The sequence below is a fragment of the Pseudomonas sp. BP8 genome (genome assembly GCF_017875955.1).
Taxonomy (GTDB): Bacteria; Pseudomonadota; Gammaproteobacteria; order Pseudomonadales; family Pseudomonadaceae; genus Aquipseudomonas.
Map to the genome: position 1 here is coordinate 4,605,023 of NZ_JAGINK010000001.1, position 22,743 is coordinate 4,627,765.

The following is a 22,743-nucleotide window of genomic DNA, read 5'->3' on the forward strand; positions in this document are numbered from 1 at the left end:
GTTTTTTTATGCGCGAGCAGAAAGGCCTTGCCTGAGCGCCTAAGTGTATCGCTACACTAATACACATGGATGCCCTTACCTTACATATCGAGCCCGCCTCGCCTGAGCCCATCTATCGCCAGATCGTCGGCCAGCTGACCCGCCTGATCAGTGCCGGACAGTGCCCGCCCGGCACCCTGTTGCCCTCGGTGCGCGAGGTTGCCGCAGCGCACACCATCAACCCGATGACCGTTTCCAAAGCCTACGCCCTGCTCGAAGCCCAGGGCCTGCTAGAACGCCTGCGCGGCAAAGGCATGCAGGTCGCGGCTGGCAAGCCGGGCGCGAGCACGCTGCAGACACGCCTCGACAGCCTCGCCCCGGCATTGCGCGACCTCGCTCGCCAAGCCCGCGAACTGGATATCGAACTTGCTCAACTGGTCGACGCCCTGGCGCCATTGATGACCGACTCCACCCCCTCGAAGGATCGAAATGATTGACACCCCTGCCCCGCTCGAAGCCTGCGGGCTGACCCGCCAGTTCAAGGCCTACAAAGCGCTCGACGAGGTCTCGCTGCGCGTCGAGGCCGGCACCGTGCTCGGCCTGCTCGGCCGCAATGGCGCCGGCAAAAGCACCTTGATCGAATGCCTGCTGGGGCTGCAGCGGCCTGATGCCGGCCAGGCGCGGATTTTCGCCAAGCCGGCTACCGGTCTGGATGATGCGGACAAGATGCAGCTGGCCTACGTTCCGCAACGCCTGGACACCCTCGAGTGGCTCAAGATCGGGCCCTGGCTAGAGCTGTTCGCCAGGCTGTATCCGACCTGGGATGCGCACCTGGTCGAACGCTTGCTGGTACGCTGGGCGTTGGACCGCAAGCAAACGATCAATCGACTTTCGCCCGGGCAGCGCCAGCAATTGGCCATTATCCGCGCGCTGGCATCGCGCCCACGCTTGCTGGTACTCGACGAGCCCGCCGCCGCCCTGGACCCTACCGCGCGCCGTGAACTGCTGCAGGAGATCGTCGAGTTGTCTGGCGAGCACGGCGGCACTGTGGTGTTTTCGACACACATCCTCTCCGACCTGGAGCGGGTGGCCTCCCACGTGGCATTGCTGCACGGTGGTCGTCTGCGCCTGCAAGGCGAACTGGACAGCCTGAAAGAGAACCTGCGCCGCCTGCACTGGCCCGCGGCGCAGCCACTGCCCGCCGAACCTTTGCCGGGAGAGAAAGCACGGCGCCTGCTGAGTAGCGGAGGATGGACCCTGGTGATCGACCCGGCCCAATGCCCCCTGCCCTTACCGTCGACGCCCCAGCCGCTGTCGCTGGAAGATCTGTTTGTGGAGCTCACGGCATGAACGGTATAGCCCTGAGCCCACTGCTGCTGTCGCCCTGGCTGTTCGGCCTGGGGGTTTTGGTGCAGGCCGCGACGCTGTACGCCGCCAGCTTGTTCAGCAACCTCGGGCCGCTGCGCGAGGGCTCACTGGCCTGGCCGGTGGCCTGGAGCATGGCGGCGCTGCTGTGGTGGTTGATGCACGCGCCGCGGCTGTGCGCTACCGCCGACAGGCTGATTCGCCTGCGGGCACCCGGCGTCGTTCGAACCTTGGCGCCGGCTCTGCTGCTGCACCTTGGGCTGAGCATGGTATTGCCGTGGATCTGCCTGCTGGTCTGGCCACCCGAAAGCGATCCGCTGCAACTGGTGGCTGCGCTCTGGCTCGGGGCGGCGACTGGCGCATTGATGATGAGCATGCCGATCGTGCTGGGCTTTGTACCAGCGATGCTGATGGGCTACGGCTGGCCGATCGTCGCCGACCCACTGGCCAGCGCTGCGCTCGGTACACTGGTATGGCTGATGACGGCGTGGCTGTGGTTCGCTCATGCCAGGCGCCCGCGCAACACAACCTGGATGCCGGCAGGCGCGACCTTTCAGCGAACGGAATCAACCGTCTGGCGGCAAGCCGATCACGCTGGGCAGCAGCCAGCCGAAGCGTGTCGTGATCAGCGACGGCTCGACAATATGGCGGCCGTACTGGGACGTAGTTGCCAGACCCTACGGCAGATCTACGGTTGGCGCGGCTGGGCGCTGTTCCACCTGTGGGTGCTGGCTACCTGCGCATGTGTCCTGTGGCTCGGGCCTACTTACGACGATGGTTTTCTATTCGCCAGCCAGGTGTTCTGCATGGTCTTCGTCGTGTTACAGCCCTCCAGGGCCTTGGCTCAGCTACATGCCCAGCGTCGTGCGGCCTGGGCCGACCTGTACGTGCTGCCGGGGCTTCCTGCTGCAGGGCAACTGCAGGCGGCGATCATGCGCCAAGTACGGCGGAGCATGGCTGAACGCGGATTGGCCATGGCCGCACTGGCGCTGTGCATGGGGGCTGACAGGGTGGCGCAGGATTTTCGCTGGGTAGTGTTCGTGGTCGGCTTCAGCCTGCTGGTGTGGTGCTGTGGGCTGCTCATGGCAAGGCTGGCTTGGCGTGGTCGACTTGGCGGTGTCGCTATGTACGTGATTAACGCAATGCTGATGCTGGCCGGGATTATCACCTGCGTATTGTTGATGGGCTGACTGGGTGCCGCTGAAGCTACGTAAACGAAAACGGGTCTTCATGGGGTGTTGGGGCTGGGGCTTGTAGGTTGGGGGGCTTATCCATTTGATGGGGTGGCTTTTCGGGCCCCTTCCGCCCTTACGGCGGGTCACTTTTTTTCTTGGAAAAAAGTAACCAAAAACCGCTTGCTCCTGCATCCGGCCCCTCCGCTGCGCTGCGGGGTTCCCTCGCTCCGGTCTTGCTCCTGAAGTCGCTGGTAGATCAAGAGCAAGAGAAGATCAACAGCCAGGGCAACGGCAGGCGAATCGCTGCGCTCTCGCTTTGTTTATCTACCAGCGGATTTGTGGGGTGGCTGGCAGGGCTGCGCCCTGCGATTTGCATTGGCAGTACCGGCCTCTTCGCGGGGCAAGCCCGCTCCTACAGGGATTGAGCAAATTTTAAATTCGGCGCGATACCTGTAGGAGCGGGCTTGCCCCGCGAAGAGGCCCGAATATCCACCACCCACGCCACTATCAAAAACAACGCCAGCCCAGACACCACCCGTAACTTGGCCACTTCAGGAGGCCGAGCGCAGGTCTTGCGCAGGGAGGTGGAGGCCATGGATGGCCGGAAAGCGCTGAGGCCCAGGAGGGGCCGTACAGCGCGGTCCTCCCGGAGCAAGACCGGAGCGAGGGAACCCGCAGCGAAGCGGAGGGCCGGATGCAGGAGCAAGCGGTTTTGGGTTACTTTTTTCCAAGAAAAAAAGTGACCCACCGTAAGGGCGGAAGGGGCCATCAGCTCCACCACATCAAATGGATAAGCCCACAATTCCTAAACCAGCCAGCCAAGCCAACAGCTCATCTCTCCCAGCACCCCACAAAAAACCACAAAAAAACCGGCACTCGGCCGGTTTTGTTCAGGGCTGTCAGGTGATCAGTGCACTGGCAACTCAACCCCATGGAACAGCTCTTCAAGCTCTTGCTTGTTATGGCACTGAATAGCCTTGGCCATCACTTCACGGGTCAGGTGCGGCGCGAACTTCTCGATGAAATCGCACATGAAGCCACGCAGGAAGGTGCCACGACGGAAGCCAATCTTGGTCACGCTCGCCTCAAACAGTTCACTAGCATCCAGCGCCACCAAGTCGCTGTCGAGCTTGGCGTCGACCGCCATGCCCGCGACGATACCAACCCCCAGACCCAAGCGCACGTAGGTCTTGATGACGTCGGCGTCAGCTGCGGTGAACACCACTTTTGGCGTCAGGCCACGATGATTGAACGCTTCATCCAGCTTCGAGCGGCCAGTGAAACCAAACACATAGGTCACGATCGGGTATTCGGCAACGGCTTCAAGGGTCAGCTTCGGCAGCTTGGCCAGCGGGTGACCCTGCGGCACCACCACACAGCGGTTCCACTTGTAGCACGGCATCATGATCAGGTCGCCGAACAGCTCCAGCGCTTCAGTGGCAATGGCGAAATCGACGGTGCCATCGGCAGCCATCTCGGCAATCTGCATGGGCGAACCCTGGTGCATGTGCAGGGAGACTTCCGGGTACTGCTTGATGAAGCTGCTGATCACCGGCGGCAAGGCGTAACGCGCCTGGGTGTGGGTAGTGGCAATCGACAGGGTGCCCTTCTTCTCGTTGGAGAATTCCTGGGCGATCTGCTTGATGCTTTCAACCTTGCGCAGAATCTCGCCAGCCGTGTTGATGATACGCTCACCGGCCGGAGTGACACGGGTCAGGTGCTTGCCGCTACGCGCGAAAACCTCGACGCCCAACTCGTCTTCGAGCAGGCGAATCTGTTTGCTGATCCCTGGCTGGGAGGTATAGAGGCTCTGCGCTGTCGCGGAGACGTTGAGGTCGTGGTGCGCCACTTCCCAGATGTAGCGCAGTTGTTGAAGCTTCATAGGTTTCCCTCGGTTCAGCAGTAGGTCAGCAGCAGCTAGCAGCGACGATATATAACTATATTAGTGGTTTTGGCAATAAATCTAGAACTATTTTGTTACATCAGTCGGGAATGGCCTACTGCCAGCTTCACACTTTCCTACGACCAAGATGCTGCGCCAACGGCACCATGTACACCGGCACCGGCGACAGCTGCAACAGCCGCACCGCCGTGCGCCCGATCGGCACATCGACCCCGGCGCCATGGGTATGGCTGCCAAAGATCAGCAGGTCGACACTCAGCCGCTGCGCCTGCTCGAGAATCACCTGCGCCGGATCACCCTGGCGCACCCGCACCGCGCGAATCACCGCCAGGTCGGCCTCCTCGCCCAATTCGTCACGAAAGCTTTCAAGGACTTTCTGCTCGATGTTGGCCATCACCGTATTCACGCCCTGGCTGTGCAACTGATCCAGGGTCTGTTCATCGAGGTAACTCTGCAGCAGCGATTCGGCAAACTGCCCCATGGGCTCAACCGCGTGGATCACATACAGCTCTGCATTGAAGGTCCGCGCCAAGGCCAGCGCGTGTTGCATGACAAAGGGTGCGTAGACACCGAGGTCGGTGGCATACAGCATGGAACGGATCATTCGACCTCCTCGACTGCCGCGACGGCAGAGCAAGGTTCAGCTTAGCAGCGCCGCGCCGGGTCGCCGTGCCGTCCGGCGTGCTGCCAAACAGGCGCCCGGGCAGGAGAAACCTGGCGACAAGCAGCCGCCCGCCCACCGCGGATACTGGTTCAAGGACATGTACTTTCGTCCGATTTTTTTACACGTAAATCAGCCGCTTTGCGAACCGTCTCTATACTCAGGCCAATAAGGTCAAATAATCGACACGGAGTCGAGTATGTGCGGATACCTGGCTCACCCTGACGACATCCCGGTCGAACTGACTCTGCGACCGTTTCCCAGCCTGTTTCGTCGCCACCTGCACACCCAGGGGCTCGGCGGTATCGCCTGCAACCACCCGCGCGCGTACCGCAGAGGCATGGCGATCGAGGTGTTGATTCCGTCACTGGGCAGTGATGCGCGCTACCCGGGCTATGTCGCCTGGTGCCGCAGGCTCGATGAAGGCTACCGGATCGGCGTGACCTTCATCGATGCCCAGGCGCTGTTCGGCGCCCGTATGGGCGAGCAGGTCTGTCAGATCCGCCACTATTGCCTTGAGCACGCACAGGCCGAGCTCGACCAGCATGCGACCGACACCCTTGCCGCAGAGTGGGTAGGCCTGCACGCCGCCGAGTTTTCCGAAGCCAGCCTGCGCGCAGCACAAGCCTGAAAATCTCTTCTGCGGGTAAAAACCCCGTGCAGACAAGGGTCAGCCCATTGTCGCGCCCCCTGTAACGCGCTAAGGTTCGGCCTCCCCGCTGCGAACAATCTGCTGCTGGGCCGCACGGGGATTGCTGGCGGCCGGCACCCGTGACCTGACGAGTAACACGATGGCTGATTTACCGATCGATGACCTTAACGTTGCTTCCAACGAGACCTTGATCACCCCCGATCAGCTCAAGAAGGAGCTCCCCCTCAGCGCCAAAGCCCTGCAGACCGTGACTGCCGGTCGCGAAGTGGTGCGCAACATTCTCGACGGCAAGGACCATCGACTGTTCGTCGTCATCGGCCCCTGCTCGATCCACGACATCAAGGCAGCCCACGAGTACGCAGAGCGACTCAAAGTGCTGGCGGCAGAAGTTTCCGACACCCTGTACCTGGTGATGCGCGTGTACTTCGAAAAACCGCGCACCACCGTCGGCTGGAAAGGCCTGATCAACGATCCGTACCTGGATGACTCGTTCAAGATTCAGGACGGCCTGCACATCGGCCGCAAGTTGCTCCTGGACTTGGCTGAAATGGGCCTGCCGACCGCTACTGAAGCGCTCGACCCGATCTCCCCACAATACCTGCAGGACCTGATCAGTTGGTCGGCCATCGGCGCTCGCACCACCGAGTCGCAGACTCACCGCGAAATGGCCTCGGGCCTGTCCTCGGCGGTCGGTTTCAAGAATGGCACGGACGGCGGCCTGACCGTGGCGATCAACGCCCTGCAGTCAGTGTCCAAACCGCACCGTTTCCTCGGCATCAACCAGGAAGGCGGCGTGTCCATCGTCACCACCAAGGGCAATGCCTACGGTCACGTGGTGCTGCGCGGTGGCAACGGCAAGCCCAATTATGATTCGGTCAGCGTCGCCCTCTGCGAGCAAGACCTGGCCAAGGCCAAGATCAAGGCCAATATCATGGTTGACTGCAGCCACGCCAACTCCAACAAGGACCCGGCCTTGCAGCCGCTGGTCATGGAGAACGTCGCCAACCAGATCCTCGAAGGCAACCAGTCGATTATCGGCCTGATGGTCGAAAGCCATCTGAACTGGGGCTGCCAGGCGATCCCGAAAGACCTCGCTGACCTGCAGTACGGCGTCTCGGTCACCGACTCGTGCATCGACTGGAGCGCGACCGAAAAAGCCGTGCGCAGCATGCATAACAAGCTCAAGGACGTCTTGCCCCAGCGCCCACGCGGCTGAGGCCAGACACAAAAACGCCGGGCAACTTGCCCGGCGTTTTTTTGCCTGTACGGCCTGCTTTCAGGCGGGCTGATTCACGCCTTGCTTGAATGGCGCTGCTGACGCTCCATGTAGCGCTCGACGTAGGAGCAAGACGGGATCACCGTATAGCCCATCTCATCGGCATAGCGCAGGGCCTTCTCGGTAAGTGCAGCGGCGATGCCCCGGCCACGCAAGGCGTTCGGCACGAAGGTGCGGTAGATATCCAGCGTCTGCTTGCCCAGGTCCATGTACGTCAGATAGGCACGATGACCGTCCACGTTGGTCTCGAACTGATGACCGGCCTGGTCATGGTGGATGGTCAGCGCTTCGCTCATCACTACTCCTCGCAGGTCTTCTGGGCAGACCCTTACCTTAACCGATGATGTATCCGGCGGAGAAACTCTACGCCCCCTCATGCCCCCTTGGACCACAAGGCAACCTGGTCGTTCTGCATTTTGGGCACCCTCAAATAGTAGGCGCCGCACGCAGGATTGCTCAAGAGCTTGCTAGGCAAAAATTCCTAAAGCCATGCTTTTGACCAGCACCATTCGCAGACTCGCAAGAGCAACCGGATGTTCTTCTGCTAAGACGCTGAAAGACCGTGCAAGTCACCTTTAGTTCAACAAAAAGTTCCGTGAGTACAATCGCTTGCGTTCGCTGCAACCAAAGTTCAGAAAACCCCGCTAACGCGTGACGCTGGCCGCGGCGTTGACATTTTTTTTGCAGTTCTTGCGCTCTGTCAGTTTACTTACTACAAGTAATGGGTACTATGTACGCCGGCCAGTTTCTCTTTTCCGAGAGATGGCTATTTAATAGAAAGTCCTTGAAGGGGAACACGATGAACAACGTTCTGAAATTCTCTGCTCTGGCTCTGGCCGCAGTTCTGGCTACCGGTTGCAGCAGCGTCTCCAAAGAAACCGAAGCTCGCCTGACTGCTACCGAAGACGCAGCAGCTCGCGCCCAAGCCCGTGCCGATGAAGCCTACCGTAAGGCTGACGACGCTCTGGCTGCCGCTCAGAAGGCTCAGCAAACTGCTGACGAAGCCAATGAGCGCGCTCTGCGTATGCTGGACAAAGCCAGCCGCAAGTAATAATCCTCACGGATTGTTGAGAAGCCGATCCACTAGTGGGTCGGCTTTTTTTATGCCTGCATCATGGTCAAAACAGCGCCATTCAAAATGCAAAAAGACCTGCACATTGGCAGGCCTTTAGGTTACGACACAGAACTTACTGCAGTTCGTCCGGGATACTGCTGACCATCGGCGCACCCGCTTCGCCACTGACAGGTACGGCGATTTCCACCGGCATGCCATCTTCGGCAGCCACCACATCCCGCACCATGTCCCAGTTCATGCGCAGGTTGTTAGCCAGGTCTTCACGCTTGAGCAAGGCGTTGATGACCGCGGTGTGTTTGTCCACCACCGACGGATCGCCATGATCGTCCAGTGGCGTATGCGCTTCGAGATAGACCTTGCCGGCACTCAGGCCAAACTTGTACGGCTCGTTGATGATGCGCACCGGCGTCCCCACCGGCACCATCTTGGACAACTCCAGCACGTTGTTGTTGAGCATCCGGAAGCAGCCGTGGCTGGTGCGCATGCCAATGCCGAACTTCTTGTTGGAGCCGTGGATCAGGTAACCGGGCACACCCAAGGTGAACTTGAACGGCCCCAACGGGTTATCCGGGCCCGCCGGCACCACGGTAGGCAGGATGTCACCGTCGGCGGCATGCTCTGCCCGGATCGAAGCCGGTGGCGTCCAGGTCGGGTTGGGCGTCTTGGCGATGATCTTGGTATTGGCAATGGGCGAACCCCAGCCCTCGCGACCAATGCCCAGCGGGAACGTATGCACCACGTTCTGCCCTTTCGGGAAGTAGTACAGGCGATACTCGGCCAGGTTGATCACGACACCCTCACGCGGGCCTGGCGGCAACACGTAGCGCGTCGGCAGGATGATCTCGGTACCGGCACCCGGCAGCCACGGGTCGACACCCGGGTTGGCGGCGATCATCTCCAGGTAGCCCAGGTCGTTGGCAGTACCGATGTCGGCGAAAGTGTCTTCGTACTTGGCCTTGATGGTCTGCACCTGACCAACCACGTCTTCACCGGGCGGTGGCAACGGCAGTTCCAGCGCGCAGGCTGGGCCCGCTACCAACAGGGCGGCCAGGGACAGGCTACGGGTGACGGCGGGAATGCGCGGCAACATCCGGTAAATCCTTCGAAAGATGGGTCAAGAGGATCAATTGTACACCCCCCTCGGCATGAGCGGGAGGCATCGCCCAGTTGCATGCGTTTCAGATGATGAAAGGCAGCCGTAGTTCCGCCCCGCCGGTCCGCCCTGACGCGCAGCCAGGGCCCGCGCCGCTAGAGCTGCGGCCAGATCGGCCGGGTGCCACGGCGCTGGGCGTCGAGGATCGCCCGGCACAGCGTGCACAGCCGACGGTCGCGATTGATCGTGCGTGGCACGCTGGTCCAGCGTGGCTGCGCGGGCAGCAACCCACCGCACAAGGTACGATCGACGGGCGCCCCCAGCTCAAGTTGGCGGGCTACCAGGTGGACGCGGACTTCCTGACACGCGAACAAGTCGAGCTGTTCATCGGGCTCGATCAGTTGATAGGCATACAGGGACCAGGCAGGACGCGGCATCGGGGGGTCTCGAAACGGGGGGCGCAACATTATCCGAAAGCAGCCCCCGTTAAAAGCGTCACAGCAAGGGTTTTATCGCCGGCCAGGCATTTTCCAGCAGTTGCTGCTGCGCACCCTGGGCCGGGTGGATGCCATCGGCCTGCATCAGCTCCGGCACCCCGCCCACACCCTCGAGGAAAAACGGCACCAGCGCGACCTTCTCGCGGGCTGCCAACTGCTCATAGACCTGGGCGAACGCAGTGGTATAACGCACGCCATAGTTGGGCGGCAGGCGCATGCCGAGCAACAGCACCTTGGCCCCGGCGGCACGGGAGCGCTCTATCATGGAGGCAAGATTTTGTTGCAATTGCTCCGGAGGCTGCCCACGCAGGCCGTCATTGCCACCCAACTCGAGCACCACGACACTCGGCTTATGCGCTGCAAGCAGCGCAGGCAGGCGCGCCTGGCCTCCTGCAGTGGTGTCGCCACTGATCGAGGCATTGATCACCTGGTCGTCGAAACCCTCGTCCTGCATGCGTTGCTGCAACAACGAAACCCACCCCTGGCGGGTATCCAGGCCAAAACCGGCGCTGATACTATCGCCAACAATCAGCAGTGTTCCCGCTACTGCGCTCTGGGCCAGGCAATACAGGGCCAGACCGGTACTCAACCACCACACTCGCATCGGATTCTCCATGAGCCCAAGCATTCTCGTTGCGCAGAACCTTAGCAAAGTGGTCCCCAGCGCGGAAGGCGATCTGACCATCCTTCACGCACTGTCACTCGATCTCGAGCAAGGCGACAGCCTGGCCATTGTCGGTGCATCGGGCTCGGGCAAGTCGACCTTGCTCGGCCTGCTCGCCGGCCTTGACCGCCCCAGCGCCGGCAACGTGATCCTCGCCGGCAACGACCTCGGCCCACTCGACGAAGACCAGCGGGCCAAAGTGCGTGCCGAACATGTCGGCTTCGTATTCCAGTCTTTCCAACTGCTCGATAGCCTCAATGCACTGGAAAACGTCATGCTGCCGCTGGAGCTGGAGGGCCGCCGCGATGCCCGCGAGCACGCCCGGACCCTGCTCGAACGGGTTGGCCTGGGCAAACGCCTGACGCACACTCCGCGCCAGCTGTCGGGCGGCGAGCAGCAACGGGTAGCCATCGCCCGCGCCTTTGCGGCCCAGCCAGCGGTGCTGTTTGCCGACGAGCCCACGGGCAATCTCGACAGCCACACCGGCGAGCGAATCAGCGACTTATTGTTTGACCTGAACAAGGAACGCGGCACCACCCTGGTGCTGGTGACCCATGACGAACGCCTGGCCAAGCGCTGTCGTCGCCTGATCCGCCTGGACGCTGGCCGCCTGGTGGCGCCTCTGGAGCCCTGATGACCCGATTGCCGTTGTTGCGCCTGTGCACCCTGGCGCTGCGCCAACTGCTGCGCGACGCCCGCGCCAGTGAAGTACGCGTGCTGTTCTTCGCCTTGCTGGTAGCGGTCGCCGCGAGCACCGCGATCGGCTATTTTGGCGCCCGCCTGAATGGCGCCATGCAACTGCGCGCCAGCGAATTCCTTGGCGCCGACCTTGTGCTGCAGGGCAACTCACCCGCCCGCGACGAGCAGATCAGCGCAGGCTCCGCGCTAGGCCTGCGCCATGCACGGGTGGTCGAGTTCACCAGCGTGGTGGGCGGCGACGCGGGCATCCAGCTGTCGAGCATCAAGGCGGCCGACGCTGCCTATCCACTGCGCGGCGAGCTGCGCAGCGCGGGCGCGCCTTATGCCGAAGAAACCCCCGGCGGCGGGCCGGCAGCGGGCGAGGCCTGGGTCGAACCACGCCTGCTGGTGGCACTGGGGCTGTCGATCGGTGACAGCATCGATGTCGGCATGAAGACCCTGCGCATGAGCCGGCTACTGACCTATGAACCGGACCGCGCCAATAATTTCTACAGCCTCACACCGCGCGTGCTGATCAACCTTGACGACCTGCAAGCGACCGGCGTGATCCAGCCGGGCAGCCGCGTCACCTATCGCGACCTCTGGCGCGGTGAACCTGAGACACTGGCCCAGTACCGGCAGACGGTGGAAAAGGACCTCGCCGCCAGCCAGCGCCTGCGCGATACCCGCGACGGCAACCGGCAGATCGGCGGCGCCCTGGGCAAGGCCGAACGCTACCTGAACATGGCGAGCCTGGTTGCCGTGCTCCTGGCCGGCGTTGCCGTAGCGCTGTCGGCCAGCCGCTACGCGGCCCGCCGCCTGGATGCCAGCGCGTTGCTGCGCTGCCTGGGTCTGTCCCGGCGCGAAGCCTTGGGCATGTACTGCGTGCAACTGGCCGTACTCGGCCTGGTCGCGGCAATGGCAGGCGCGGTGCTTGGCTGGTTGGCGCAACTGGGCCTGTTCCGTTTGCTCCACGGCCTGATGCCCAGCACCGTTCCGCCGGGCGGCATCATCCCTGCACTGGCCGGAATCGGCACCGGCCTGGTGGCGCTGGCCGGCTTTGCCCTGCCCCCACTCGCCGCGCTCGGCCGAGTGCCACCGCTGCGGGTCCTGCGCCGCGACCTTCTTCCAGTGCCGCCCAGCAGCTGGCTGGTCTACGGCGCCGCACTGTTCGCGCTGGGCCTGATCATGTGGCGGCTGAGCCTTGATCTGCTCCTGACCTTCGCCCTGCTCGGCGGCGGCTTGATTGCCGCCCTGCTACTCGGCGGCCTGCTCCTGCTCGGCTTGCGCAGTCTGCGCCGTTTGCTGGCCGGCGCGCCGCTGACCTGGCGACTGGGCCTTGGCCAATTATTGCGGCATCCACTGGCGGCTGCAGGCCAAGCGCTGGCATTCGGCCTGATTCTGCTGGCAATGGGCCTGGTCGCACTGCTGCGCGCCGAACTGCTGGACAATTGGCAGGCGCAGTTGCCAAAGGATGCACCCAATCATTTCGCCCTGAACATCCTGCCGGACGATCGCGAATCCTTCGCCCAGCACCTGCGCGAAGCCAACGCCACCTCGGCACCGCTGTACCCGGTGATTCCAGGACGGCTGACCCACATCAACCAGGAGCCGGTGCGCCAACTGGTCAGCAAGGAATCGACCGGGGAACGCGCCGTCCAGCGTGACCTCAGCCTGACCTGGGCCGCCGACCTGCCGCAGGGTAATGCGCTGGTAGCCGGTAGCTGGTGGCAGCCCAACCCGCCGAGCGACGCTGTACCGGGGGTGTCGGTGGAGTCGGAGCTTGCGACCAGCCTGAACCTCAAGCTGGGCGACCTGCTCGACTTCGATATCGGCGGTCAGCAGCGCCAGGCGCGGGTGAGCAGTTTGCGCACGGTGCACTGGGACAGCTTCCAGCCCAACTTCTACATGATTTTCCAACCCGGCACCCTGCAGGGCTTGCCAACCACCTACCTGACCAGCTTCTACCTGGCACCGGGGCATGACCAACAAGTGATTGCCCTGTCGCGGGCGTTCCCGGCGGCGACCATTCTTCAGGTCGACGCACTGCTGGCGCAATTGCGCAGCATCCTCGCCCAAGTGACCGTGGCGGTCGAGTATGTACTGCTGTTTGTTCTGGCGGCGGGGCTGGCGGTGCTGTTCGCCGGATTGCAGGCGACGCTGGACGAGCGCATTCGCCAAGGGGCGCTGTTACGCGCACTGGGTGCGGGGCGGCCGTTGCTGGTGCGTGCACGGCGTATCGAGTTTGGCTTGCTCGGGGTGACCAGCGGGCTGCTGGCGGCACTGGGCTGCGAGCTGATCAGCTGGGCGCTGTATCGGTATGCGTTTGACTTGCAGTGGAGCCCGCATCCGTGGCTGTTGCTGCTGCCGGTGATCGGTGCGGTGCTGATCGGCGGGGCTGGGGTGTTTGGCACACGGCGCGCGCTGAATGCGAGCCCGCTGGCGGTGTTGCGCGAGGGATAGAGGCGCCTGCAAGGGCCTCACCCCACATCCTGCTCCTGACCATAATGGATCCGGGCGATATACCAGGTCGCCTCGCCAGTCGGCGTCTGCACCACGACCTCATCGCCCTCCTCTTTCTTGAGCAGGGCGCGTGCCATGGGCGAGTCGATCGAGATGTAATCGTTACGCCCATAAATCTCGTCATAGCCGACAACGCGAAACTTCAACACCTCGCCCGCGTCGTTGTCGATCTCGACCCAGGCGCCAAAGAACACCCGGCCTTCCTGCTGCGGCGAGTAGGCCACGACCTTGACGTCCTCCAGCCGCTTGCGCAAATAGCGCACGCGGCGGTCGATCTCGCGCAACAGCTTCTTGTTGTACTGGTAATCGGCGTTCTCGCTACGATCCCCCAACGAGGCGGCCCAGGCCACCTTCTGGGTGATTTCAGGGCGATAGACGCGCCACAGATGGTCAAGCTCCTGCTTCAGCGCCTGATGCCCTTCGGCAGTGATGATGTTGGTGCTCAAACAGCGTTCTCCTCAGCGCGACACGCCGCTCACGCACGGGTAATCAGGCCTTGGCGGGCAATGCGGGTGAGATGACCGATAACTTCGGCAGCCTCGCCGGCGGCAGGCGCCTGGATTACCGCAAGATCAAACCGATCAGTCGCGTATTGATCAAGCAAACCGCAGCTGTCGGCAAACTGGATAAGGAAGGCACGGGCCTGGCCTTTGCGTCGTGACAGGCCGTCGAGGTGACGCAACAAGGTGGGCTGGTGCTGGCCGCCGAGCAGGATGCGCGGCGTGCGAGAAGCCTGGTCGACAGGCAGGGGGGTCAGGCAGACACTGGTACGTGGACAACTCATGGAGATATCTCCGCCTCGCAAATCCCGCTGGGCAGCGGTGGGAGGCGTCACCGAACCAGCGCTTTAGCGGTATTTCGGATGGCCAGCAAGGCCTCTCCTGCGCCCCGCAAGTAGCTGTTTAAATCGGCGCAAGCGTTATCCTAGAGCGTCAAACGGCAAGCTGCAAGTAGTCGCTACTAGCAGCTTGCCGTTTTTGCGTTGCAACCCGGTGTCAGCGGGCAATCAAGCGGTCCAGCGAGAAGCGACCTGCGCCTTCGATCAATACCGCCACGGTACCGGCCAGCAGCGCCAAGGCAAATTCATAGCCGTTGTTGGACATGAACAGGCCGTTGCCAATGTGTACCGAGAAGATCGCCACCACCAGGGTCGCCGTCAGCGCCAGTGCTGCAGGGCGAACCAGCAGGCCGATCACCAGGGCCAGGCCACCGAAGAACTCCGCGCTCCCCGACAACAGTGCCATCAGGTAGCCCGGCGCCAGGCCGATGCTTTCCATCCATTGACCAGTGCCTTCCAGGCCGTAGCCGCCAAACAGGCCGAACAGCTTTTGCGCACCGTGAGCCATGAAGATCACGCCAACCAGGATGCGAATGACGCTCAGGCCAGCGCCAGCACGGGTGGCGAACAGGGCGTTGAGGGAGGTGCTGTTCATGTTGAGACTTCCTTGAGCAATTCAGTGTTGAGTGGGTATGACCGCCATCTTAATCAAAATAATAAATAGTAAAATCGCAAAAAATGCGTACTTACTATCGATGATACTGATTGGTCAGCGTTTCACCACCCGCTCCAGCGCAGTGCGCTCGCGGTTGAATGCCAGGAAGTACTTGTTGACGCTGTTGACGAAGTTGACCGGACCCATCCCCACCTGCTCCATGGCGATGCGCTCGGTCTGGAAGAACCACTGATTACCGTTGAGCCCACGCCGACGCGCCTCCGCGCGCATCGCCTGGACCCGTTCCGGCCCGAGGTTGTAAGCCGCCAGGATAAACGCCATGCGCTCGCGCTCATTCAATTGCGCACTGGCAAAGAACTTGCGCCGGATCAGCGCCAGGTAACGCGCACTGGCCTGGACGTTGCCATCCACCGTCGCGGTATTGCTGACTCCGACCCGCTGCGCCGCCGCCGGAGTGATCTGCATCAGCCCATGGGCGCCGCCCATACCGCGTGCGGCGGGGTTGAGGGTGGACTCCTTGAACGCTAGCGCAGCGAGGTTCAGCCAGTCGATCTGCTGCGCCTGGCCGTGCTTCTGAAGCACCGCTCGCACCGCTTGCAAGCGCTGCCTGTCTTGTCGGGCCAACGGGTCATGCACGCGGTACTGGCGTCGATAAATGCGCTCGAAGGCGGCGTCCTGGTTCTCCGGGGCGCGATAGCCGGCGAGAAAACGGTCAACCGTGGCCAGCAGCATGCTCGCGTCACGCCCCACATACCAACGCACGGCCTGCGGCTGCCCCAGGCGCAGGCGTGTGTTGACCGACAGGCGCGGCATCACTCGAGCCCAGCGCTGGGCGATCGGCCGCTCCACCACGGTCAGCTGATAGATGCCCGCCTGGACCATTTCCAGCACATCTTCGACAGCCAGCGTCGGGTCGACCCATTCCACCTTGATCGGCGCACGCTTACGCAAGGCCAGCTGCTGGTTGAGCACCTGGATCACCGCCCCGGCGCCACTGGCGGTGGTCAGCGCGACCGTACGCCCAGACAACTGTTCGACGCGGCTGAAGCTTCGCCCACCTTTGCGCCCGACCAGCACCAAGGACACCTGGTCGACTACCGGTGCGCTGCTGCTTACCTCGCGCACCAGGCTCGGATCGAGCAGTTCGCCCGGCGCGGCAAGGTCGCCCTCGCCCCGTCGCAAGGCACCGAGCAACTGCTCTTTGGCCCGCGGAATAAGCTTTACCTTGATAATTTGCCCTTGTCGCTCACGGCCATTGAGGTAGTGTTCAAGTGCTCGCAACCGATGATATTCGACCCCCACCGGCTCGCCCTTGATCTCGCCGGAGCTGTTGCGACTCTGATTGACCAACACCCGCAACACCTTGGTACTGCGAATTTGCGCAAGATCACGCGGCTGGCTGCTGGTTGCCGCCTGTTGCGGACCGGGCAAGCGTGCGCTAGCCGGCCCTGCCAGGACCAGGCCGAATATCAACAACAGGGTCAACAACGGTCGCAGCATGCGAAGACGTGTCCGAGAACAGTGGGCAGGCGCCTGTATGGCGGTGACAAATGACCTCAAAAGACCATGGCAAACGTTTGAAGTTCTTGGCTTTTTCGCGAAATTAGCAGTTTTTGCTATGCTGGCCGCCCCGCGGCACGAGGTAGCACCATGCAACTGATCGATATTGGCGTCAACCTGACCAACAGCAGCTTCCACGACAAGCAGGCCGACATTGTCGAGCGTGCCGTGCAGGCGGGCGTGGTGCAGATGGTCCTCACGGGCACCAGCCTGGAGGTCAGCGAGCAGGCGCTGGAGTTGTGCCTGCAGCTCGACGAGGCGGGCCAGCGCTTGTTCGCCACCGGCGGCGTGCATCCTCACGATGCCAAGAGTTGGGATGCCGACAGCGAACGACGGCTGCGTCAGCTGCTTGAACAACCACGGGTCAAGGCAGTGGGCGAGTGCGGCCTGGACTTCAACCGCGACTTCTCCCCTCGCCCGCTGCAAGAGCAGGCGCTAGAGGCACAGCTGGCCCTGGCCGCCGAACTGCGCCTGCCGGTGTTTCTCCATGAGCGGGATGCCAGCGAGCGCCTGCTGGCCATTCTCAAGGACTATCGCGACCACCTCCCTGCCGCCGTGGTGCATTGCTTCACGGGCGAGCGCGATGCGCTGTTCGCCTATCTGGACCTGGACCTGCATATCGGCATCACCGGCTGGATCTGCGACGAGCGACGTGGCACCCACCTGCACCCGCTGGTGCGCAACATTCCCGAAGGCCGGTTGATGCTCGAGAGTGACGCACCCTACCTGCTGCCGCGCAGCTTGCGGCCAAAGCCGAAAAGTGGCCGCAACGAGCCGGCGTTCTTGCCTGAGGTATTGCGCGAGGTGGCGCTGCACCGGGGAGAGGCGCTGGAGCAAACCGCCAGGCATACCACTGAGTGCGCGCGCAGGTTCTTTGATTTGCCTTGAGGCGATGTTGCATCAGGCCAGGCCTGTTCTCACCTGGATTTCTTGACGCATATCAAGAATCACTCTGAAGCAAACGGACACAATGATGGCACCTTGCCAATACTGTTTCCGCTCAATTCAGAGAAGACCTTCCATGGGTGCCTGGCTTAGCAATATCTCCTTGAAGTACAAGTTCTGGGCGGTCAACGCCGTGGCCTTTGTGACCACGCTGTTGCTGGTGCTATATGCCGTCAGCCTCGAGCAACAGGCACGTGCCGACGGCGCACGGGCCGCAGCTCAAGCGCAGGCGCAACTGATCGCGGCCTGGCCCGCCGGGCAAGCCCTGCCCAAACAAGCCAATGCAATCAGTTGGCAAACCGGCCAGACGCCTAGCTATGCCGGGCAACCCTTGGCGGAACTGCGCGACGCCCAAGGCTGGGTTGATCTACCCCATGCCTGGATGCTCGGCGAGCACCCCTTGCTGGGTGCTCAGGTCGTGCGCCACGGTGAGCAGCAGGTAGCCGTGGTGGCCCAGTCGCCAAGCCTGCGCGAAGTGTTCTTCGAGCGTTTTGGCAACTATGCTGCGTGCGTACTGATTCTCATGCTGGCCATGCTCGGCGCCTCGCAACTGCTGATCCGCTTCCTGCTCGCCCAGCTCAACACCCTCAAGGACGTGATGCTCCACGTGGAAAAGACCGGCGACCTGTCAGCCCGTGTGCCACTGGCCTGCGGCGATGAGGTCGGCCAGATGGCGGCTGCGTTCAACGCCATGCAGGGCACTTATCATCGCGTGGTCAGCACCGCCGCCAGCACGGCTGCCCAGCTCGACTCGGGGGCGGCATGCCTGGCGGCCAGCATGAACGAGGTTCGCCACGGCATGATCGGCCAGCAAAGCGAAACCGATCAGGCCGCAACCGCCATCAACGAGATGTCTGCCACCGTTCACCACATCGCCCAGCACGCGGGTGCCACTCGCGACCTTTCGCAAACCGCAGATACCCTGGCCAGCAGTGGTCAGGCCGTGGTCAGCCGGGTGCAGAGTTCGATCTGCGGGCTTTCCAGCGGCGTTCAGCAAACCGCCGAAATGATCCGCCAGCTGGCCGAGGACAGCCAGAAGATCAACAGCGTGGTCGGGGTGATCCACAGTATTGCCGAGCAGACCAACCTGCTCGCCCTCAATGCCGCCATCGAAGCTGCCCGCGCTGGCGATCTGGGGCGCGGTTTCGCGGTGGTCGCCGATGAGGTACGCAACCTGGCCAAACGGGTGCAGGCCTCAACCGATGAGATTACCGAAATGGTCTCGGCGCTGCAGGCGGGCACGCGCGATGCGGTCGAGTTCATGCAGGAGAGTTCGCTCAAGGCCGACGACTGCGTCAGGCAGGCCCAGGAGGCTGGCGAATCCCTGGCACAGATCACCAGCGCCGTGGCCCAGATGCGCGAAAGCAACACACAGATTGCCGTCGCCGCCGAGCAGCAGAGCCAGGTCGCCGAAGAGATGAACCGAGCGGTAGTGAGCATACGCGACGTGACCGAACAGACGGTGCAGCAGACCGTGGGCTCGGCGACCACCAGCAACCAGCTGGCCACCCTCGCCGGTGAACTCAACAAAGCCATCGGCCAGCTCAAGCTATAGTGCTCATAGCCTGCCTCGATTGGCCGCCTGGCGTGGGCCGCACTAAGCTTTGGACATGACCGAGAGGATTGTCCAATGAGCAAACGCCTGCCCAACCTGCCCGCCTGGCAATGGCGCGGCTACCACAACAATCACCGCCATCCGGCCAATCTGGTCTTGCACCTGATCGCCGTGCCGTTGTTCATCATTGGCATCCTGCTGGTGCTCTCCGGGCTGTTTGCCCTCGACCTGAGCCAGGTTGCGGTGGGTGTGATTGCCCTGATCGCCGGCCTCGGCCTGCAACGCCAGGGCCATCGCCTGGAAGCCGAACAGCCAGAACCCTTCGCCAACCGCAAGGACGCCATGCAACGGCTGCTCACCGAGCAGTTCATTACCTTCCCGCGGTTTGTCCTCAGCGGCGCCTGGTGGCGTGCCTGGCGCGAGCGCCACAAACACCACCGTTAGGCGAACACCGTCACCGTCTGACGGCTCAGTGCCAACAACTCACCTTCGGCCGTCCACAGAGCGGCCGAAGCATGCCCGTAGCCATCGCGCGCATACTCGGTCTCGACACAATACCGGCACCAGTCGAGGGTGCTCAGGCGCGGCGTAGGCTGGATGAACTCAATGGTCCAGGTCAGGGTACTGCCGGCGGCAGGCTGCTTGAGGAAAGGCATCAGGCTGGGCGGCCAGGCATCGACCAGGGCCAGCAGGTGTGCTTCGGTGAGCGGCTCTTCAGCGACATCTCGCAGGCGTACCCAGCCACCCATGTGCCGCGAGCTGTTGCCCGTGAACGGTAACCCACCGATGGTCCAGCGCAGGGCGACATGGCGCATGAACTCCGGCGTCACCCCTTTGATGTAGGGCAGCTCCGCAGAGGCCTGATCGAGCGGTTTCATGTCCAGCGCCGGCTGGGCGGCAACATCGACCGCCGAGGGCCGCCCTGCACCAAAGCTGCCCTGTACCAACGTCACCACCTGCCCTTGCTGCACGGCACGGCCAAGCAACGTGCTGACCGCCTTGCCTTCGCGCAGCACTTCGACTTCAAAGCTGATCGGCACATCGGGCGCGGCGGGGCCGACGAAGGTAATCGCCAGCGAGCGGACCGGGCGATCATCGCTCAGCTTCATGCGCATGGCTTCATAGACCATGGCCGCCATCAGGCCGCCGAAGGCAGCGCGGCCCTGGCCCCAACTGGCCGGGACGGTAACAGACTCGGGACACGCCCGCAGGGCTGTGAGCAATTGCGTGAAGTTCATGGATTCCTCGACACCTGAGCTGAGCACTCTGACCCTGATGTTAACCACAGGTCGCTTGCACGGCAGCCCGCATATCGGCCATTTGCAGGGGCTATCGGCGCGCCAGCGCCTCTTGCAGGTTGTTCAGGGTAATGTCGGACTTCTGCTCCGCCTGGTGCAGCTCCTGCTCCCAGGCAGCAGCACAGGCGCTCAGGTCGGGATTTTGTGGCACCTGCAGCAACCATTGCAGACGATCATGCCAATCACCCAGATCGCCCTGGGCGCGCTTGAGCAGCCGCTGCAGCCTGCGCCCGGCATGATCGAGTTGCGGATAGGCCTCATCGCCGTAACGCACCCGCTTGATCAACAGGCGCAGACTATGACGATCATGGGCCGGATCTTTCAGGCCCTCTTCAAGCTTGCGCCACTGCTTGCTCAGGCGCTTGTCGATGCGCTTGCCCAGGCCATCACTCAACCCTTCGCGCTCAGCGGCGCGCAAGAACAGCGGAAAGGCATCGACGATCGCCAGCATGCGAGTCAGCTCGGCGCTGGCTGCGACCTTGGCAAAGGTCTGCGCCCTGCCCCGCAGACGTTGCTGGCCAGCCTGCTGCTCGCCGCGCTCGATCAATTGCGCAGCCAGCACCTCACGGTCACGCAGCGGCGTGGTCAGATCGCCGAGAGCCTTGGCCGCCTGCTCCAGCTGTTCGACTGCAGGCAGGCCACGCAACGGTCGCAAGAGGCTGCGCAAGCGCCGAGTGGTGGTACGCAGGTCGTGCAGGGCTTCGCTATCGACATCAGCGGCCAGGCGCTCGCGACAGGCCAGCAAACGCACCTGCAGGGTCAGGCTTTGGACGACCACATGATCAAGCATGGCGGACATGCTGCACTCCTTGTTCAACGCCCAGCGCGGGATTCACGAATGTAGAAGCGCGCTTTCTGGGCTTTCTTGCTACAGCCTTCGAAGCCCTCGAACTGCTGCTGGGTCTTGGCGCCCGTGAGTAGCGAGAGCGCCTTGGAATAACTCACCGTGCCAGCGAAACCCTCGGCCTTGGCCAGGTCCAATTCCTTCCAGGCGCTATCCAGCTGGGTCGCGCAGCTGTCACGGTAGGCCGTCTTGCCCGCACAGCCAGCCAGGGCCAAGGCAATCAGTGGAAGGCAGATCCAGGCTTTCATCGTTATTACCTCAAAGTGAATGTGAGATTGGCAGTTCGACGCGCAGACACTGGAAAAGTGCCCTCTTCAGGGTAGTCCAGCGCGACTGCCATTGAAGCACAGGCCGTATTAGGTGCATTGTTGACGCATGGTTGCACAGTCGTGGGGGAATATCATGAGCAAACGTGTCGCATTGGTGTTGGGCTCAGGCGGAGCACGGGGGTATGCACACATCGGTGTGATCGAGGAAATAGAACGGCGCGGCTATGAAATTGCCTGTATTGCCGGCTGCTCGATGGGCGCCGTGGTCGGCGGGATCTATGCCGCAGGCAAGCTGGATGAATATCGCAACTGGATCGAGAGCCTGGATTATCTCGATGTGCTGCGCCTTGTCGATGTCAGCTTCCGCCTCGGTGCGATTCGTGGCGACAAGGTGTTTGGCCAGATTCGCAAGATTGTCGGCGAGATCAACATCGAGCAACTGCGCATCCCTTACACGGCGGTCGCCACCGACCTCACCAACCAGCAGGAAATCTGGTTCCAGGAAGGCTGCCTGCACCAGGCCATGCGCGCTTCGGCAGCGATCCCCAGCTTGTTCACGCCTGTGGTACAAGGCAATCGCATGCTGGTAGACGGCGGCATTCTCAACCCTTTGCCGATCGTCCCGGTGGTTTCCAGCCACTGCGACCTGATCATCGCGGTCAACCTCAACGCCACCAACCAGAACCACTACCAACTGCCGGTGATCGAGCGTCCGGCGGCATTCAAGAAACGCTTTGATGCGCTGATGAACTCGGTAGGCTCACGCTTGCCGTTTCGCCGCAAGCCGGCCGAACAGATGATCCGCATCGAGCAGGAAATCTCTGGGGATGGCCTGGCAGCGCCCAACCCCTGGCTCAGCGAAGCGGCCAACCCAGAAGGCCAACAGCCGGCAGCAGCACCCGAAAGCAGCGGCGCGCCAAAGTCGGCGACAGGCTCGTTCATCATCGACAACGTTGGCCCGGCGTCATTGCTGGACCTGATCAACCAGAGTTTCGAGGTGATGCAGACGTCGCTGGCCCAGTACAAGATCGCCGGGTACCCGCCAGATGTATTGATCAACGTACCCAAGCGGGTCTGCCAGTTCTTCGAGTTTTACAAAGCGCCGGAGCTGATTGCCCTGGGGCGGGAGATTGCGCGGGATACGCTGGATAACCATGAGGGTAAGCGGCGTTAAGGCCTCATAGAACTCATGCTGTAGCTGAACCCTGCAGGAGCGGGCTTGCCCCGCGAAGAGGCCGGTCCAGCCCCCGCGGTGTATGGCACCGGTTTCGCGGGGC

General features: G+C 62.5%; 25 protein-coding genes. 12 read left to right on the top strand and 13 right to left on the bottom strand.

The features are described from left to right. Positions 1–65: 65 nt before the first annotated feature. Genes J3B00_RS20160 through J3B00_RS20170 form a run of 3 tightly spaced genes read left to right on the top strand, consistent with a single transcriptional unit; the run spans position 66 to position 2,534 of the window. The gene (locus J3B00_RS20160; RefSeq protein ID WP_209870872.1) at positions 66–476 is read left to right on the top strand and encodes a GntR family transcriptional regulator; all 411 of its coding nucleotides are present in this window, start codon (positions 66–68) and stop codon (positions 474–476) included. Further along, the gene (locus J3B00_RS20165; protein ID WP_209870875.1) at positions 469–1,329 is read left to right on the top strand and encodes an ABC transporter ATP-binding protein; all 861 of its coding nucleotides are present in this window, start codon (positions 469–471) and stop codon (positions 1,327–1,329) included. Before J3B00_RS20160 ends, J3B00_RS20165 begins: the two co-directional genes overlap by 8 nt. Further along, the gene (locus tag J3B00_RS20170; RefSeq protein ID WP_209870879.1) at positions 1,326–2,534 is read left to right on the top strand and encodes a hypothetical protein; all 1,209 of its coding nucleotides are present in this window, start codon (positions 1,326–1,328) and stop codon (positions 2,532–2,534) included. The genes J3B00_RS20165 and J3B00_RS20170 overlap by 4 nt, the downstream gene beginning before the upstream one ends. An 892-nt stretch (positions 2,535–3,426) precedes the next feature. On the opposite strand, the gene cysB is transcribed toward J3B00_RS20170, so the two are convergent. Together cysB and J3B00_RS20180 are read right to left on the bottom strand one after the other, a co-directional pair. Continuing rightward, a complete protein-coding gene (cysB, locus tag J3B00_RS20175) occupies positions 3,427–4,401 on the bottom strand; it encodes an HTH-type transcriptional regulator CysB (protein ID WP_209870882.1) in 975 nt (324 codons plus the stop codon). 127 nt (positions 4,402–4,528) lie between these two features. Continuing rightward, on the bottom strand, positions 4,529–5,026 hold the full coding sequence (locus tag J3B00_RS20180) for a universal stress protein (protein WP_209870885.1): 498 nt from the start codon (positions 5,024–5,026) through the stop codon (positions 4,529–4,531). A gap of 256 nt (positions 5,027–5,282) precedes the next feature. Here J3B00_RS20180 and J3B00_RS20185 point away from each other — a divergent pair, with 256 nt between their 5' ends. Further along, positions 5,283–5,714, top strand: coding sequence for a PilZ domain-containing protein (locus J3B00_RS20185; protein WP_209870888.1), 432 nt, complete (start codon positions 5,283–5,285; stop codon positions 5,712–5,714). A gap of 160 nt (positions 5,715–5,874) precedes the next feature. Beyond that, entirely contained in the window at positions 5,875–6,951 is a 1,077-nt protein-coding gene (locus J3B00_RS20190; RefSeq protein ID WP_209870892.1) for a 3-deoxy-7-phosphoheptulonate synthase, read from the top strand. A gap of 74 nt (positions 6,952–7,025) precedes the next feature. Here J3B00_RS20190 and J3B00_RS20195 read toward each other — a convergent pair whose 3' ends face one another. Next, positions 7,026–7,307, bottom strand: a complete 282-nt coding sequence (locus tag J3B00_RS20195; protein WP_209870895.1) for a GNAT family N-acetyltransferase — start codon at positions 7,305–7,307, stop codon at positions 7,026–7,028. A 503-nt stretch (positions 7,308–7,810) separates the two neighbouring features. Between J3B00_RS20195 and oprI the strand changes: the two genes are divergently transcribed. Then, complete coding sequence (gene oprI, locus J3B00_RS20200) at positions 7,811–8,062, top strand: outer membrane lipoprotei OprI (RefSeq protein WP_003259780.1); 252 nt, start codon at positions 7,811–7,813, stop codon at positions 8,060–8,062. Positions 8,063–8,198: 136 nt separating this feature from the next. On the opposite strand, the gene J3B00_RS20205 is transcribed toward oprI, so the two are convergent. From J3B00_RS20205 to J3B00_RS20215, 3 genes are all read right to left on the bottom strand, one after another. After that, a complete protein-coding gene (locus J3B00_RS20205) occupies positions 8,199–9,176 on the bottom strand; it encodes a L,D-transpeptidase family protein (RefSeq protein ID WP_209870899.1) in 978 nt (325 codons plus the stop codon). A gap of 158 nt (positions 9,177–9,334) precedes the next feature. Next, positions 9,335–9,616 carry a hypothetical protein gene (locus J3B00_RS20210; RefSeq protein WP_209870902.1) on the bottom strand — a complete coding sequence of 94 codons (282 nt, stop codon included), beginning with the start codon at positions 9,614–9,616 and terminating at the stop codon, positions 9,335–9,337. A gap of 58 nt (positions 9,617–9,674) precedes the next feature. Continuing rightward, positions 9,675–10,280: an arylesterase gene (locus J3B00_RS20215; RefSeq protein ID WP_209870906.1), complete on the bottom strand. Its 606-nt coding sequence runs from the start codon at positions 10,278–10,280 to the stop codon at positions 9,675–9,677. Positions 10,281–10,290: 10 nt separating this feature from the next. On the opposite strand from J3B00_RS20215, the gene J3B00_RS20220 reads away from it, so the two are divergent. Further along, a complete protein-coding gene (locus J3B00_RS20220) occupies positions 10,291–10,974 on the top strand; it encodes an ABC transporter ATP-binding protein (RefSeq protein ID WP_209870909.1) in 684 nt (227 codons plus the stop codon). After that, positions 10,974–13,481: an ABC transporter permease gene (locus J3B00_RS20225; protein WP_209870912.1), complete on the top strand. Its 2,508-nt coding sequence runs from the start codon at positions 10,974–10,976 to the stop codon at positions 13,479–13,481. The genes J3B00_RS20220 and J3B00_RS20225 overlap by 1 nt, the downstream gene beginning before the upstream one ends. Before the next feature lie 17 nt (positions 13,482–13,498). Here J3B00_RS20225 and greB read toward each other — a convergent pair whose 3' ends face one another. The 4 genes from greB to J3B00_RS20245 all read right to left on the bottom strand — a co-directional run bounded on the left by greB (position 13,499) and on the right by J3B00_RS20245 (position 16,495). Next, the gene (greB, locus tag J3B00_RS20230; protein WP_209870916.1) at positions 13,499–13,987 is read right to left on the bottom strand and encodes a transcription elongation factor GreB; all 489 of its coding nucleotides are present in this window, start codon (positions 13,985–13,987) and stop codon (positions 13,499–13,501) included. Positions 13,988–14,016: 29 nt separating this feature from the next. After that, complete coding sequence (locus J3B00_RS20235) at positions 14,017–14,325, bottom strand: hypothetical protein (protein WP_209870919.1); 309 nt, start codon at positions 14,323–14,325, stop codon at positions 14,017–14,019. 211 nt (positions 14,326–14,536) lie between these two features. Next, positions 14,537–14,974, bottom strand: coding sequence for a DoxX family protein (locus J3B00_RS20240; RefSeq protein ID WP_209870922.1), 438 nt, complete (start codon positions 14,972–14,974; stop codon positions 14,537–14,539). A gap of 114 nt (positions 14,975–15,088) precedes the next feature. Next, a complete protein-coding gene (locus tag J3B00_RS20245) occupies positions 15,089–16,495 on the bottom strand; it encodes a transglycosylase SLT domain-containing protein (protein WP_209870924.1) in 1,407 nt (468 codons plus the stop codon). Positions 16,496–16,645: 150 nt separating this feature from the next. Here J3B00_RS20245 and J3B00_RS20250 point away from each other — a divergent pair, with 150 nt between their 5' ends. The 3 genes from J3B00_RS20250 (at position 16,646) to J3B00_RS20260 (ending at position 19,499) form a co-directional block, all read left to right on the top strand. After that, the gene (locus J3B00_RS20250; protein ID WP_209870927.1) at positions 16,646–17,443 is read left to right on the top strand and encodes a TatD family hydrolase; all 798 of its coding nucleotides are present in this window, start codon (positions 16,646–16,648) and stop codon (positions 17,441–17,443) included. Between the two features lie 133 nt (positions 17,444–17,576). Next, complete coding sequence (locus J3B00_RS20255) at positions 17,577–19,055, top strand: methyl-accepting chemotaxis protein (RefSeq protein WP_209870930.1); 1,479 nt, start codon at positions 17,577–17,579, stop codon at positions 19,053–19,055. A 75-nt stretch (positions 19,056–19,130) separates the two neighbouring features. Continuing rightward, positions 19,131–19,499 (top strand): Mpo1-like protein, encoded by a 369-nt coding sequence (locus J3B00_RS20260; protein ID WP_209870933.1) that lies wholly within the window; start codon positions 19,131–19,133, stop codon positions 19,497–19,499. Here the strand turns inward: J3B00_RS20260 and J3B00_RS20265 are convergent. From J3B00_RS20265 to J3B00_RS20275, 3 genes are all read right to left on the bottom strand, one after another. Continuing rightward, a complete protein-coding gene (locus J3B00_RS20265) occupies positions 19,496–20,293 on the bottom strand; it encodes a thioesterase family protein (protein ID WP_209870937.1) in 798 nt (265 codons plus the stop codon). The two genes, J3B00_RS20260 and J3B00_RS20265, sit on opposite strands and share 4 nt — an antisense overlap. Before the next feature lie 91 nt (positions 20,294–20,384). Further along, positions 20,385–21,152, bottom strand: coding sequence for a CHAD domain-containing protein (locus tag J3B00_RS20270; RefSeq protein ID WP_209870940.1), 768 nt, complete (start codon positions 21,150–21,152; stop codon positions 20,385–20,387). A 14-nt stretch (positions 21,153–21,166) separates the two neighbouring features. Further along, the gene (locus J3B00_RS20275; protein WP_209870943.1) at positions 21,167–21,445 is read right to left on the bottom strand and encodes a hypothetical protein; all 279 of its coding nucleotides are present in this window, start codon (positions 21,443–21,445) and stop codon (positions 21,167–21,169) included. A 154-nt stretch (positions 21,446–21,599) separates the two neighbouring features. Between J3B00_RS20275 and J3B00_RS20280 the strand changes: the two genes are divergently transcribed. Beyond that, a complete protein-coding gene (locus J3B00_RS20280; protein ID WP_209870946.1) occupies positions 21,600–22,640 on the top strand; it encodes a patatin-like phospholipase family protein in 1,041 nt (346 codons plus the stop codon). Positions 22,641–22,743: the final 103 nt, after the last annotated feature.